The sequence below is a fragment of the Nocardioides sp. T2.26MG-1 genome (assembly GCF_950101795.1).
Lineage (GTDB): Bacteria > Actinomycetota > Actinomycetes > Propionibacteriales > Nocardioidaceae > Nocardioides.
In genome coordinates this window covers 205,152-218,945 of the sequence record NZ_CATNLZ010000032.1, presented here as the reverse complement: position 1 = coordinate 218,945, position 13,794 = coordinate 205,152, and the positions used below count along the sequence as shown (strand labels likewise).

15 protein-coding genes are annotated in these 13,794 nt (G+C 70.6%); 1 reads left to right on the top strand and 14 read right to left on the bottom strand.

Annotated features, from left to right (window positions below; genetic code table 11):
- From QQZ14_RS16070 to QQZ14_RS16010, 13 genes are all read right to left on the bottom strand, one after another.
- Positions 1 to 900 (bottom strand): 3-oxoacyl-ACP reductase, encoded by a 900-nt coding sequence (locus tag QQZ14_RS16070; RefSeq protein WP_284535368.1) that lies wholly within the window; start codon positions 898 to 900, stop codon positions 1 to 3.
- A gap of 4 nt (positions 901 to 904) precedes the next feature.
- Entirely contained in the window at positions 905 to 1,096 is a 192-nt protein-coding gene (locus QQZ14_RS16065; RefSeq protein WP_284535367.1) for a ferredoxin, read from the bottom strand.
- 9 nt (positions 1,097 to 1,105) lie between these two features.
- Positions 1,106 to 2,092 carry an NAD(P)/FAD-dependent oxidoreductase gene (locus QQZ14_RS16060; protein WP_284535366.1) on the bottom strand — a complete coding sequence of 329 codons (987 nt, stop codon included), beginning with the start codon at positions 2,090 to 2,092 and terminating at the stop codon, positions 1,106 to 1,108.
- 63 nt (positions 2,093 to 2,155) lie between these two features.
- Positions 2,156 to 2,848 carry a hypothetical protein gene (locus QQZ14_RS16055; RefSeq protein ID WP_284535364.1) on the bottom strand — a complete coding sequence of 231 codons (693 nt, stop codon included), beginning with the start codon at positions 2,846 to 2,848 and terminating at the stop codon, positions 2,156 to 2,158.
- Positions 2,848 to 3,417 (bottom strand): hypothetical protein, encoded by a 570-nt coding sequence (locus QQZ14_RS16050; protein ID WP_284535362.1) that lies wholly within the window; start codon positions 3,415 to 3,417, stop codon positions 2,848 to 2,850. Before QQZ14_RS16050 ends, QQZ14_RS16055 begins: the two co-directional genes overlap by 1 nt.
- Positions 3,378 to 4,646, bottom strand: coding sequence for an MlaD family protein (locus QQZ14_RS16045; protein WP_284535361.1), 1,269 nt, complete (start codon positions 4,644 to 4,646; stop codon positions 3,378 to 3,380). Before QQZ14_RS16045 ends, QQZ14_RS16050 begins: the two co-directional genes overlap by 40 nt.
- Complete coding sequence (locus tag QQZ14_RS16040) at positions 4,646 to 5,959, bottom strand: MCE family protein (protein ID WP_284535360.1); 1,314 nt, start codon at positions 5,957 to 5,959, stop codon at positions 4,646 to 4,648. Before QQZ14_RS16040 ends, QQZ14_RS16045 begins: the two co-directional genes overlap by 1 nt.
- Positions 5,956 to 7,173: an MCE family protein gene (locus QQZ14_RS16035; RefSeq protein ID WP_284535359.1), complete on the bottom strand. Its 1,218-nt coding sequence runs from the start codon at positions 7,171 to 7,173 to the stop codon at positions 5,956 to 5,958. Before QQZ14_RS16035 ends, QQZ14_RS16040 begins: the two co-directional genes overlap by 4 nt.
- Positions 7,173 to 8,168, bottom strand: a complete 996-nt coding sequence (locus QQZ14_RS16030) for an MCE family protein (protein WP_284535358.1) — start codon at positions 8,166 to 8,168, stop codon at positions 7,173 to 7,175. Before QQZ14_RS16030 ends, QQZ14_RS16035 begins: the two co-directional genes overlap by 1 nt.
- On the bottom strand, positions 8,165 to 9,253 hold the full coding sequence (locus QQZ14_RS16025; RefSeq protein WP_284535357.1) for an MCE family protein: 1,089 nt from the start codon (positions 9,251 to 9,253) through the stop codon (positions 8,165 to 8,167). Before QQZ14_RS16025 ends, QQZ14_RS16030 begins: the two co-directional genes overlap by 4 nt.
- Before the next feature lie 49 nt (positions 9,254 to 9,302).
- A complete protein-coding gene (locus QQZ14_RS16020) occupies positions 9,303 to 10,616 on the bottom strand; it encodes an MCE family protein (RefSeq protein WP_284535356.1) in 1,314 nt (437 codons plus the stop codon).
- Between the two features lie 8 nt (positions 10,617 to 10,624).
- The gene (locus QQZ14_RS16015) at positions 10,625 to 11,464 is read right to left on the bottom strand and encodes an MlaE family ABC transporter permease (protein WP_284535355.1); all 840 of its coding nucleotides are present in this window, start codon (positions 11,462 to 11,464) and stop codon (positions 10,625 to 10,627) included.
- 5 nt (positions 11,465 to 11,469) lie between these two features.
- Complete coding sequence (locus QQZ14_RS16010) at positions 11,470 to 12,243, bottom strand: MlaE family ABC transporter permease (protein ID WP_284535354.1); 774 nt, start codon at positions 12,241 to 12,243, stop codon at positions 11,470 to 11,472.
- 180 nt (positions 12,244 to 12,423) lie between these two features.
- On the opposite strand from QQZ14_RS16010, the gene QQZ14_RS16005 reads away from it, so the two are divergent.
- Positions 12,424 to 12,978: a DUF1707 SHOCT-like domain-containing protein gene (locus QQZ14_RS16005; RefSeq protein WP_284535353.1), complete on the top strand. Its 555-nt coding sequence runs from the start codon at positions 12,424 to 12,426 to the stop codon at positions 12,976 to 12,978.
- 7 nt (positions 12,979 to 12,985) lie between these two features.
- Here QQZ14_RS16005 and QQZ14_RS16000 read toward each other — a convergent pair whose 3' ends face one another.
- Entirely contained in the window at positions 12,986 to 13,690 is a 705-nt protein-coding gene (locus QQZ14_RS16000; RefSeq protein ID WP_284535352.1) for a response regulator transcription factor, read from the bottom strand.
- Between the last annotated feature and the right edge of the window lie 104 nt (positions 13,691 to 13,794).

The window sequence follows — 13,794 nt, the reverse complement described above, 5'->3', positions numbered from 1 at the left end:
TCACACCGTCAGCTTCAGGATCGAGTCGGCCGCGAAGCCGACGGCGGGGTCCCGGTCCTCGAAGTAGCCGCCGACCTGCTTGTCGAGGTCGTCGAGGGTCCAGAGCGTGCCGGACTTGTCGAAGCGCTGCTCGACCACGGGCGCGGCGACCAGGGCCACCATGCCGCCGTAGACGACGAACACCTGGCCGGTGATGTTGGCCGCGGCCGGCGAGGCGAGGTAGGCCACCACGGGCGCGACGTGCTCGGGCGAGTAGGGGTCGACCTCGAGGCCCGACTGGTCCTCGCCGAAGACCTGTGCGGTCATCGCGGTGCGGGCCCGGGGGCAGATCGCGTTGGCGCGTACGCCGCTGCTCGCCATCGCCCGGGCCGTCGAGACCGTGAGCGCGGCGATGCCGGCCTTCGCAGCGCCGTAGTTGGCCTGGCCCGGCGGCCCGGACAGGAACGCCTCGGAGGCCGTGTTGACCACGCTGGCGCCGACCGGCGCACCGGTCTCCTTGGCCTTGGCCCGCCAGTGGGCCGCGGCGTTGCGCGAGAGCAGGAAGTGGCCGCGCAGGTGGATGCGGATCACCTGGTCCCACTCCTCGTCGGACATGTTGAACAGCATCCGGTCGCGGGTGACGCCTGCGTTGTTGACCACGATGTCCAGGCCGCCGAACGTGTCGAGCGCCGCGGCGAGCATGGCGTCGGCGGTGGACCGCTCCCCCACGTCGCCGGCGACGACGGTCGCCTCGCCGCCGCGCGACCGGATCTCCTCGGCGGCCTCGTCGGCACCGGCCGGCAGGTCGTTGAGCACGACCCGCGCGCCGGCGTCGGCCAGCGCGAGCGCCTCGGCGCGGCCGAGCCCCGCTCCGGCGCCGGTGACGATCGCGACCTTGCCGTCCAGTGATGTCTGCGCCACCGGCTCAGTCCTCCAGGGAGATCGCGGTGCGCGGGCACGCGGCGACGGCGCGCTTCACCGCCTCGATGTTCTCGGGCGTGGTCTCCTCGGTCTTGAGCTGGAGGAAGTCGTCGTCGTCCAGCTCGAACACGTCGGGGGCCAGCGCCTCGCAGAGCGCGTTGGACTCACACAGGTCGAAGTCGACCTTGATCTTCATCTGGCTGCCTCAGCTTCCTTCACTGGAGTGACCGGGGAACACGTGGGCGGTCGGGTCGATCACGACCGCCGCGTTGTTGACGGCGGTGGCCGCCTCGCCGAACCCGACGGCGATCAGGCGGACCTTGCCGGGGTACTCGGTGATGTCGCCGGCCGCGAACACCCGCGGCAGGTTGGTGCGCATCGAGGAGTCGACGACCAGGTGCCGCTTCTCCACGTCCAGGCCCCACTTCTGCAGCGGGCCCAGGTCCGCGACGAACCCGAGCGCGGCCACGATCGCCTGCGCCGGGCGCTCGGTGGTCTCGCCGTCGACGGTGATCTCGATGGACTCCACCACGCCGTTGCCGCGGATCGCGGAGACCTCGGCGCGGGTCACGATCTCGACCGAGGAGGCCTGGACGGCGTCGACCGTGCGCTGGTGGGCGCGGAACGCGTCGCGCCGGTGGACCAGCGTGACCGACCGGGCGACCGGCTCGAGGTGCAGCGCCCAGTCGAACGCGCTGTCACCGCCGCCGACGATCACGACGTCCTTGCCGACGTACGGCGCGAAGCTCGGCACGAAGAACTCCAGGCCGCGGCCCAGCCAGCCCTCGCCGGCAGGCAGCGGGCGCGGGCTGAACTTGCCGATGCCCGCGGTCACCAGCACGGCCTTGGCGCGCACCTCGGTGCCGTCGTCGAGACCGACGGTCACATAGCCGTCCTCAGGGTCCTCGTGGAGCGTCATCGCCGTGCGATCGAGGAAGTACGTCGGGTGCGCGGTCGAGGCCTGGGCGACCAGGCCCTCGACCAGGTCCCGTCCCTTGACCGAGGGGAACCCGGCCACGTCGAGGATCTGCTTCTCGGGGTACATCGCGGTGATCTGGCCGCCGAGCTCGGGCAACGAGTCGACGACGCCGACCCGGAAGCCGCGGAACCCGGCGTAGTAGGTCGCGAAGAGGCCGGTCGGGCCGGCACCGATCACGAGGAGGTCGACGTCGGCAGCGTTGTCAGTGGACACGCGGCGATCCTTCTCCTCTCGGGGCCCCGGCTCAACTATAACCTGTTCTAGTTTTGCAAAACCCTACTGCGTCTCGATGTTCGACACCAGCCAGCCCTGGTCGGTGTGCACCACCGTCACCAGCGCCCGGTACTGCCGGTAGTCGGTGCGCGGCTGGCCGTCCTCGGTCTTCTCGACGTACTGGTCGAGGAACAGGAGCGCCTGCACCTGGGCAGGCGACGCCTGGACGACACCCTGGGCGACCGCCTTGACCTGCAGCTTGGTCTTGCTCGCCACGAACTGGTCGCGGATGCCGTCGGAGGTCTTGCGGTACTCCGCCGCGAACGCGTCGGTCATCTTCGCGGCGGCCTGGTCGACCTGCTCGTCGTAGTTCTCGTAGCTGGTGGAGAGGATCTCCTCGGTCGACCGGGCCGCCGCCTCGACCGCCGCGCGGTGGGTGAGCTCGCCGGTGACCACCGGCCGGCTCGCCGACACCGTCGGCGTGTCGTCGCGGACGAGGTAGAAGATCTCCGCCGCCCCGACCAGGAGCAGCACGACCACGGCGACCACCAGCGCGATCGTCGTACGCCGGCCGCCGACGCCGGGCGTCCGGCGCGGTGGGGTCGTGGTCTCGACAGGCTCGACCACCGGGGGGGACGGCTCGACCGCGGGCTCGGGGTGGGTCTGCGTGGGGACCTTGCGCGGGCGGCCCGTGGGGTTGCGGGACCCGACGACCGGGCGGCGCGGGTTGCGAGGCTTCCCTGAGCTGTCGGTCATCAGGCCACGAACTCCAGGTCGGCGGTCAACCAGTCGCCGTCGACCTTCTGGAGATCGAGCTTGAGCCGGAAGTACCGGGCGATCGGCTTGTCGTCGGTCGAGACGTTGGCGACGGTGCCCTGGGTGGCCGCGATGACCGTGGCACTGTCGGGGTCGACGGTCACCACGCCGGCCCACAAGACCTCGCCGTCCATCACGGACCGGTTGCGCTTGAGGGTCTCGAGGACACCGCTGGTCGCGCTGTCGTACTGCTTGGCGAACTTGCCCGTCGCACCGGCGGCCACCCCGTCGATGCTCTTGCGCGCGTCGCGATAGTCGATGTTGATGAAGGCCTCCACCTCGGCGCGGGCCGCGGCCAGCACGGCGCCGTACCGCTCCTGCTCCCCTGCCGCTCGGCCACGGTCGCGGTGCTCCTGCGCGGCGAGCACACCGCCGAAGACGACCGCGCACGCCAGCAGCAGTGCCAGCACGTACAGACCGATGTTCAGGCGGACCCGAGTGTCCGGCCCGGCGTCGGTCTCCTGGGAGGTCACCGGCCGGTCACCGGCCCCACCAGCAGCCACTTCCACGCGTCCCCTCCCAGGATGGACAGGTTGCCCTGATCGACGAAGCGTACGGGGTTGCCGCTCGCATCGACGGCACCTGAGACGAAACCCGTGACCGGGTCGTACGACGAGCGGTAGAGCCGGCCGGGCGAGGGGTTGCCCTGGCCGCCGGGCGAGTACTTCGGGCCCCGCATGACGTACGGCGGCCCGCTCGTGCACTGCGCCGGGTAGATCGGGCTGTCGGTGAGGTCGCTCGGCGGGCGCCACTCGTTGCGGGGCTTGTAGCCCTCCGTGCACGGCGGGACCGAGCTGTCGAGCTGCAGGTTGACGTGCCCGTAGCCGTCACCGGGGGTGCCGGTGAAGCCCGCGGAGATCGTCCGTGGGTAGGTGACGAGCAGCTGCTCCACCCCGGCGAGGTGCGAGACCATCACCTGGTTGACGCTGACGGCGTTGGCGAGCAGCACCGGCAGGGTGGGCTCGAGGTCACGCAGCAGCCCGTCGACCTCGCGCACCGTGCCGGGCGTGCCGGTCAGGACGTGCTCGAGATCGTCGTCGCTGTCGGCGAGCGCGTCGGTGAGGCTGCGCAGGTCGCCGGCGAGCGCGCGGATGTTCTCCTTCTGCCCCTGCTGGGTGCTGAGCACGCGCTTGCCGCGATCGAGCAGCCGGATCGTGTCGGCGGTGTGCGCGGCGGCCTCGCGGACGAACGCGCTGCCGTTGTCGAGCAGCCGCTGCAGCGGGACGCCGGTGTCGGTGAACATCGTGCCGAGCTCGTGGACGACGACCTGGAGGTTCTCCTTGTCGACGGAGTCGACGAACTTGTCGAGCTCGACGAGCAGGTCGCCCTCGTCGACGGGCAGCGACTCGGCGGTGCCGTGCAGCGTGTCGCCGCTCTCGACGTACGGGCCGTCGTCGTCGGGGGGCTCGAAGTCGAGGTACTGCTCCCCCACCGCCGAGAGGTTGTGCACGAACATCGGGGAGTCGGCCGGCAGCTCGGTGCCGTCCTGCAGCGCCAGGTCGAGCGTGACGTGGTCGGCGCTGGCGGTCATCGCCGAGACCTTGCCGATCTTGACGCCGCGGTAGGTGACCTCGCTGCCCTCGAAGAGGCCACCCGAGGTCGGCAGCGTCGCGTGCACGGTGATGCCGCGGCCGAGGACCCGGTCGACGAAGCCGAGGTAGGAGCCGGCGACGTACACGATGCCCACCGCGCTCAGCACGAGGAACGCCGCGATCCGGACCTTCACTCCCCGGCTCATCATCCGGCACCTCCGTAGAGGCCGGCGGAGGTGGGCGCCCGCTCGGCGCCGAGCAGACCGCCCAGGACGCCGCCGAGTGTCCCGGGCAGGTCGGGCAGGCCCGGGAGCCCGCCGCCACCGCCCGGCAGCGCCTCGATGATCGTGCACACCGGGTTGCCGTCGTACTTCTTCTTCTTGCAGTCCTTGATCAGGTTGCCCAGCAGGTCGGCCGAGGCGAGCACCTTCTGGCAGGGCTTGGTGGTGAGGTCGCCGCTGCGCAGGCACTTCTCGACCGCGGTGAGCAGCTCGCCGGGGTCGGGGATGCCGGGGATGCCGCCGCCGGGCGCACCAGGCAGGAGGTTCTCGAGGCTGATGTCGGCGCGGATCGAGGTGTTGGCGTAGTCGCCCTTGACGATCTCGGAGGCCTCCTTGGGGAACGGGAAGCTCACCAGCAGGTTGAGGCCCGGGGCCAGGTCGTCGCCGGCCTCGTAGAGGCGCTGCAGGATCGGCTGGAGATGGTCAAGGGAGTCCAGGATGTCCTGCTTGCTCTGGCCGATCACGCGGGTGCCGACCTCCCCGAGCCGGTTGAGCGAGGTGAGCATCGCCATCAGCTCGTCGTGCTGCGCGGCGAGCACCTCGACGGCCGGTCCCGCGACGTCGAGCGCGCCGGTGATGGTCTTCTTCTCGGCGTTCAGGGTGCCGGTGAGGTGGTCGAGGGACTCCATCGCGTGGACGATGTCGGCCTTCTGGTCGTCGAGGGTGCCGACGACGTTCTCCAGCGAGCCGAGCAGGTGGCGCAGCCGGTCGGTGCGCCCGTCCATGACCTGGTTGAGCTCGTGGGTGATCGTCCCGAGCTGGCCGACGCCGCCGCCGCTGAGCAGGAAGGAGAGCGCACCCAGCACCTCCTCGACCTCCGGGTTGCGGCCGGTGTCGGCCAGCGGGATCGCGTCCCCGTCGGCGAGCAGGTCGTCCGAGGCGCCCTCGGCCGGCGCCTCGAGCGCGACGTACTTCTCCCCCAGCAGGCTGACCTGGCGGATGTCGGCGATCGCGTTGTCGGGGAGCTTGACGTCGTCGCGGATCCGCAGCGTGACCTGGGCGTGCCAGCCGACCCGCTCCACGTCGGTTACCTCGCCGACCGTCACGTCGTCGACCATCACCGGCGAGCGCGGCACCACGTTGAGGATGTCGGCGAACTCGGCGGTGACCTCGTAGGAGTGGTCGGCGTCGACCGGCGAGCCCGGGAGCGGCAGGTCGTAGGCGCCGTCGAACTTGCACGCCCCGGCGAGCAGGGCGAGCACCACGAGGAGGACGCCGTGGCGGAGCAGTCGCGTCACGAGCCACCTCCCATGAGCTCGTCGAGCGAGCCGCTGCCGGTGGCGGCGTACAGCCGCTGCACGCGCGCGGCGTCGTCGGCGGCCGTGGGCGCCTGTTGGCGGCCGCTCGGGCCGGGCGGGATCGTGGGCAGCTGTCCCTCGACGGGCTCGAGCAGCTGCTTGAACAGCGTGCACGCGAGGTCCTTGCTGGCCTGCGGCAGGCTCGACTGCTGGACGACGGCGCACAGGAAGCCGTCGGCGTCCCAGACGTTCCCGCTGATGCCGATCCGCGAACCGATGGTCCCGGACTTGCTGTTGTAGGCGAGGCTCAGGTTGCCGATCGCCACCGGCGCGATCCGCAGCGCGTCGTCGATGCTGTCCTTCTCCGACGCGATCGTCTTCATCACCCGGGTCAACCGCTCGACGTCGGCGACGAGCGCCTTGCGGTTGTCGTGGACGAACGTCTTGACCGTGCCGACGGCGTCGGCGACCGCGGCGAGCGCGCCCTGGATCTCGGTGCGCTCGTCGGCGAGCTGCGAGGAGACGCCGGCCAGGTCCTTGATGAACGCGCGGACGACCTTGTCGTTCTGGGCCAGCGTGGTGGTGAACTCGGCGAGCTGGCTGACCGTCTCGAACAGCGGCCCCGCGCCCTCGCCGAACGTCTGCGCCGCGGCGGCCATCTGGTTGAGCATCTGGTTGCCGAGCTGACCCTTGCCGTTCAAGGCGTGCGCGCCGGCCTCGAGCACGTGGTCGAGCGTGCCGTCCCTGTTGACGCCGTTGGGCCCGAGCGCCTCGGAGAGGTCGCGGAGGCTGGCGTAGATGCGGTCGAGCTCGACCGGCACGCCGGTGTCGGGCAGCGCGATGTCGGCGCCGTCGGCCATCACCTTGTCGCCCTCGGCGTACGCCGGGGTCAGCTGCACGAACCGGTCCGCGACGAGCGTGGGCGTGACGATCACCGCCTTGGCATCGGCCGGCACCTGGTACTTCGCGTCGTACTCCATGTCGACCCGCACGGAGTTGCCCTCGGGGGTCACCGCGGTGACGCGCCCGACGTTGACGCCCAGGATGCGCACGTCGCTGCCCTGGTAGATGCTCACCGCGCGAGGGAAGTGGGCGGCGACGGTCTTGGTCCGGGTGTCGTCGCGGATCACGATGAAGTACGTCGCGGTCAGCAGCACCACCGCGGCCGCGACGGCGAGCGCGCGGCCGTTGACGCGGCTCCACATGTCGGCCATCACTCGTCCCCCAGGGTGCCGGGCAGGAACTCGCCGGTCGGGATCGCGGCCAGGTTGGAGGCGTAGGCGTCGAACCACGGGCCGGTGCCGATGATGTTGCCGAGGATCGAGACGTAGGGTCCGAGCGCCGCCAGCGTCGCCTTCAGCTCCTTCTCCTTGCCGTTGAGCAGCGCGAGCAGGTCGTCGACCTCCTGCAGCGCGGGGCCGATCTGGGCCTGGTTGTCCTCGGCCACCCCGCGCAGCTGCTGGGCGAGGCTGCGGGCGTTGACCAGCAGCAGGTGCACGGCCTGCTTGCGCCGCCGGACCTCCTGGAACACCAGGTCGCTGTGCTTCATCAGGTCGACGAGGTCCCCGCTGCGCTCGGCCAGCACCTTGCTGACGCTCTGCGAGCTCTTCAGCAGCGCCTGGATCTGCTCGTCGCGCGAGGCGACGCTCTCCGAGAGCCGGGCGATGCCGCGGAAGCTGGACTCGATCTCGGGCGCGGCCTGGTCGGTGGTGTCGGCGACGACGTTCAGCGCCTGCTTGAGCTGGTCGGTGTCGATCCGCTCGGTGGTGGTCGTCAGGTCGCCGAAGACCCCGACGATGTCGTACGCCGACTGCGTCCGCTCGACCGGGATCACGTCGTCCTCACCGAGCTGCCCGGAGCCCGCGGGCTGCAGGTCGAGGTACTTCTCGCCGAGCAGGTTGAGCACCTCGATGGAGGCGCGGCTGTCGGAACCGAACTCGACGCCGTTGTCGACCTCGAAGGTCACCAGCACGGTGTTGCTGTCCTCGAGGGCGACGTCCTGGACCCGCCCCACGCGGATGCCGCCGACCTGCACCATGTTGCCCTTGTGCAGCCCGCTGGCGTCGGAGAACTCGGCCCGGTAGGTGCCGCCCTTGAAGCCGGGGAACTGGGACAGGTTGAAGGCGGCGGCCATCACGAGCAGCATCACGACCACCGTGATGGCGCCCATGCGCAGGATCCGCGCGTCGCTGTAGCGGCTGGTGGTCATGGCGCCGTCGCCCCGTTGCACCGCGGTGCGGTCGAGTGGAAGTTCAGGTTGTTGAGCTGGGCCATCAGCTGCTTGATGCCCGGGATGTTCCCGAGGCCGGCGGGCAGCGTGATCCGCCCGCTGAACCCGCAGATGTAGTAGCTGTACCAGGAGCCGTAGGTGCCGGTCCGGGTCTGGTCGGTCATCGACTCCGGCAGCCGGTCGAGCAGCTCGGTGAGCTGGTCGGCGTTCTTCTTCTCGGTGAGCAGCCCGGCGAGCCGACGCAGCTTGGCGACGTCGGACTTCACCAGCGGCCGGCCCTGCCGCAGCAGGTCGGCGACCACCACGGTGAGGTCGGAGATGTTCGACAGCGAGGCGCCGATCGTGCCGCGGTCGCGGGCCAGGTCGGCCATCCAGTTCTTCAGCCCGACCACGAGCTCGCTGAGCTGCTGGTGGCGGCCGTCGACGGTGCTCAGCGTCTCGCCGAGGTTGTCGACCACCCGGCCGATCAGCTCGTCGCGGTCCGCGAGGGTGTTGGTGAGCGAGGCGGTCTTCTGCAGCAGGCCCTGGACCGTGCCGCCCTCGCCCTGCAGCACCTGCACGAGGTTCATGCTGAGGTCGTTGACCTGCTGCGGATTGAGCGCCTGGAACAGCGGCTGGAACCCGTTGAAGAGCGTGGTGAGGTCGAGCGCCGGCTTGGTCTGGCTGATCGGGATCGTGCCTCCGGACTCCAGCGGCTCGGCGTCGGCGTCGGCGCCCTCCTCGAGCGCGAGGTAGCGGTCGCCGACCAGGTTGAGGAACCGGATCTCGGCGTGGGACGCGGTGGTGAGCGGCAGGTCCGACTGCACCCGGAACGTCACCAGCGCCTGGCTGCGGTCGTAGTGCTCGACCTTCTTGACCTCCCCGACGCTGACACCCGCGACACGTACGTCGTCGCCCTTCTGGAGCATCGAGGCGGTGCTGAACACCGCGCGGTACGTCGTGCCCGCGCCGAACCCGATGTTGCCCATGATCGCCGCGAGCAGCCCGGTCACCAGGACCGAGACCACGGTGAAGATGCCGAGCTTGATGCCGGCGGCGATCGTCGTGGAGTTGCGGGACATCATGCGGGGCCCCCGCGGAGGCGTGAGCGCAGCGAGCGGCTTCGTGGGGTGGTCATGAGCGTCCACCTCGCGCGGGCGAGCCGACGACGGGGCCGTAGAGCAGGGAGCCCAGGGACCCGTACGTGTCGGCGGAGCGCCCGGTGAGCCCCGCGATGAGGGCGTTGACGATCGTCTTCTCCCCCGCGGTGCCGGAGTAGTCGGCCCCGACCCGGCCCAGGCCGGGCATCCCCGGCAGCGGGCTGGTGGGCGGGTGCTCGTCCATGTCGCTGCCCTGGTCGAGCGCGATCGGCGGTGCCGGCACCTTCGGGTGCGGCAGGCCGAGACACCACGGTCCGTGGCCGACCTCGCCGTACGTCGGCCGGTCGCTGGCGTTGTAGGCGCGGTACTGCGCGGTGCCGAACTCGATGTACTGCTTGACCTGGTTGCCCTCGAACGTGCGGGCCAGGCGGGGCGCGTAGCGGGCCGCGCCCTGGAGCAGGCAGGGCAGCTCGGGCGAGTAGACCGCGAGCAGCCGCAGCACCGGCTCGGTGACCTGGCCGACCCGGATCAGGTTGGCCGAGTTGTCGCGCAGCACCCGGGTCGAGGTGTCGGCGAGCCCCTGCACGTCGGCGAAGAACGTGCCGAGCTGCTCCTTGTTGTCAATGACGGTCTGGCCGGTGACCGTGACGTCGCGCAGCACCGCCAGCAGGTCGGGGGCGGCGAGGTCGTAGGTGTCGGCGACGTCGGCGAGCTTGACCAGGTCCTCGCGCAGCGTCGGCAGGTGGTCGTCGATCTCGCCGAGGTAGTCGTCGAGCTGGTCCATGGTCTCGCCCAGCTGCTCGCCGCGGCCGCCGAGCGCGGTGGCCAGGGCGTTGAGCGTGGCGTTGAGGTCGGCCGGCTGCACCGAGCGCAGCAGCGGGAACAGGTTCGCGAGGATCCGGCTCAGCTCGACGTTGGTCTCGACGCGGTCGGCCGGGATCACGTCGCCGTCGGACAGCGGGTGGCCGGACGGCTTGTCCGGGCTCACGAACGAGACGAACTTCTGGCCGAACAGCGTGGTGGGCAGGATCTGCACCGAGACGTTGTCGGGGATCCGCTTCGCCTCGTCGGGCTGGAGCGCGACGGTGATCACCGCCTCGTGCCCGTCCTGGGCGACCTTGCGGACCTGGCCGACCAGCGCGCCGTTGAGGCGCACGTCGCCGAACTTCGCCAGCTGCAGCCCGGCCCGGTCGGCGTGGATCTGCACGGTGGTGACCGGCTCGAAGAGCTTCTGGTAGACCGCGATCGACAGCGAGATCAGCAGCGCGATCACCACCAGGAACGCGACGCCCGCGACCAGCAGCCGGCGGTGCTCCCGCGGGCTGTCGTGGTAGATGTTCACCAACATCGCGGCCGCTACCCCGTGATCCGGACGGTCGTCGTGGAGCCCCAGATCGCGAAGCTGAGGAAGAAGTCCGCGACCACGATCGTGACGATGCTGGTGCGGATCGCGCGGCCCACGGCCATGCCGACGCCGGCCGGGCCACCCGACGCGGTGTAACCGTAGTAGCAGTGGATGAGGATCACCGCGGCCGCCAGGAACAGCAGCTTGAAGAACGACCAGAGCATGTCGATCGGCGGCAGGAACTGCAGGAAGTAGTGGTCGTAGGTGCCCGGCGACTGGCCGTAGACCATCGTGGTGATCAGCCGTGGCGAGAGGTACGACGCGCTCAGGGCCACGACGTACAGCGGGATCACCGCGACGAACGCGGCGACCATGCGCGTGGTGACCAGGAACGGCAGCGACGGGATGCCCATCACCTCGAGCGCGTCGATCTCCTCGGAGATCCGCATCGCACCGAGCCGCGCGGTGTAGCCGCAGCCGACGGTGGCCGCCAGCGCGATCGAGGAGATCAGCGGCGCGACCTCGCGCGTGTTGAAGTAGGCCGAGATGAACGCGCTGAACTTCGCGACGCCGATCTGGCTGAGCGAGGCGTAGCCCTGGATGCCGACCTCGGTGCCGGCGAAGAACGAGAGGAACGCGATGACGCCGGCCGAGCCCGCGATGAGCGTGAGCCCGCCGGCGCCGAAGGTGACCTCGGCGAGGGTGTTGAGGATCTCGCGGGGATAGCGCTTGATCGCCCGCGGCGTCCACGCGAGCGCCTTGACGTAGAACAGCAGCTGGTCGCCGTACTGCTCGAGGGAGTCGCGGCGGCCACGGTAGAAGGCGCCGCCCAGCGCGCTGATGCTCGACATGGCGCTCACAGGCCCGGGGGCGGGACGACTTGGAAGTAGATGGCGGTGATGACGGCGTTGATGAAGAACAGCAGCATGAACGCGATGATCACCGACTCGTTGACGGCCCGGCCGACGCCGCTGGGACCGCCGCCGGCGTTCAGGCCCTTGTAGGCGCCGACGATCGCGGCCATGCCGCCGAAGATCACCGCCTTGACGATCGCGATGTAGAGGTCGGGCAGGCTCGCGAGGGCGGTGAACGACGAGAGGAACGCGCCGGCGGAGCCGCCCTGGACGATCACCGTGAAGAAGTAGCCGCCGCCGATGCCGGCGCCGATCACGATGCCGATGATCATGAACGCGACGAACATCGTGGCCAGCACGCGCGGGACCACGAGGCGGGCGATCGGGTCGACGCCGAGGACCTCCATCGCGTCGATCTCCTCGCGGATCTTGCGTGCCCCGAGGTCGGAGCAGATCGCCGAGCCCGCGGCCCCGGCGATGATCAGGGCCGCCGCGATGGGTGCGGCCTCACGCACCACCGCCAGCACGGCGGTGGCGCCGGCGAACGACTGGGCGCCGAGCTGGCCGGTGAGGTTGCCGACCTGGAGCGAGATCACGGCGCCGAACGGGATCGACACCAGGATCGTCGGCATCAGCGTCACGCTGGTGATGAACCACGCCTGCTCGATGAACTCGCGCAGCTGGAACCTGGTCGTGAAGGCTCGCTTCACCACGTCGGTGGTCATCACCGCGATCTCGCCCGGACCCCGGATCACAGACACGGCAGAGAACGCCACGTGCCCACCTCCCCGGAGCTGTCTAGACGGCCGCCACAGAATAGAACGTGTTCTCATTTAGGGCAACGCTCAGCGCTCCCCTGTCTCCCATCCCGGTCAACGACGCATCTCCCCGCACGTAACGCCGGCGAAACGGTGGGCTGGACCGGGCCGGGGGCGCGGCCGCCCTACGATGGCCGCGTGGAGCAGGAGGTCTGGTCGTCGTTCTCGCACGACCCGCGGCACTCCGAGAACGCCTCGCTGCGTGCGTCCGACGCCGATCGCGACGTGGTCCACCAGGTGCTGACCGAGGCGTACGCCGACGGCCGGCTGGACCGCGAGGAGTTCGACGCCCGGAGCACCGCGGTCGGCAACGCGCGCACGCTCGGCGACCTGCCCGCCCTCCTCGAGGGCCTGGTCGCGGCCACCACCGGCACCCTGGTGCCGTTCGGCGGGCCAGGCGAGGGGCTGCTGACCCCCGTGCAGATCGAGGAGCGGTCGGTCGCGAAGTGGCGCGAGGAGCGCCGCTCCGCGCTCATGGGGTTCGTGTTCGCCTCGGTGCTCACCTGGACGATCTGGGCGGCGGTGATGTTCGGCGGCTTCCCGTGGCCGCTGTTCGTGATGCTCGGCACCGGCATCAACGCCGTACGCACCGCGGCATCGCGCGACGACATCGTCTCCCGCGAGCGCCGGCGACTGGAGAAGAAGCAGCGCAAGGCGCTCGGCCAGCCCTGGAAGCCCGACGAGGAACGGTGACCGGCGGTTACTGCGGGGTCAAGGCGTAGGCCGTCCCGGCCACGGTGCGGATCCAGTCGGCGCCGGTGCCGGCCTTGCGCAGTTTGCGGCGCAGGCTCGCGACGTGGACGTCGATGAGGAAGTCGGACTCGATGAAGTCGCCACCCCACACGGAGCGGACCAGCGTCGAGCGCGCCTGCGGCTCGCCGGGCACCCGCGCGAGCGCGGCCAGCAGGTCGACCTCCGTCGGCGTCAGCGGCACCGGAATGCCGTCCAGCAACGCCACGTGCCGGACCGGGACCAGCACCAGCCCACCACCCGCCTCGAGCCTCACCTCGTCCGCGCTCGCGACGGGGTCGCCCGCCATCCGCGGGCGGCGCAGCAGGGCCGAGACCCGGGCGGAGAGCTCCTTGGGCGAGAAAGGCTTGGCCAGGTAGTCGTCGGCGCCGAGGTCGAGCGCCAGCAGGCGGTCGACCTCGTCGGTGCGGCTGGTGATCATCATGATGTAGGCGTCACTGAACTCGCGCACCTGGCGGCACACCTCCGTGCCGAGCAGCCCGGGCAGCTGCACGTCGAGGGTCACCAGGTCGGGGTCGAGCTCCCGGACCAGGCGTACGCCGTCCTCGCCGTTCTCGGCGCCCGCCGGGTCGAGCCCGGCGCCGCGCAGCACGTGCTCCACCAGGTCGCGCAGGTCCTCGTCGTCCTCCACCACCACTGCTCGGCGACCCGGCATCCGACTCCTTCCCGAGCTGTCCCCGCTGCCCAGTTCATACCCCGCCGGCGCCGGTCCCACACACCGCCGGGCTCGTGGGCATCGTCGAGCCACCGGATGGGTAA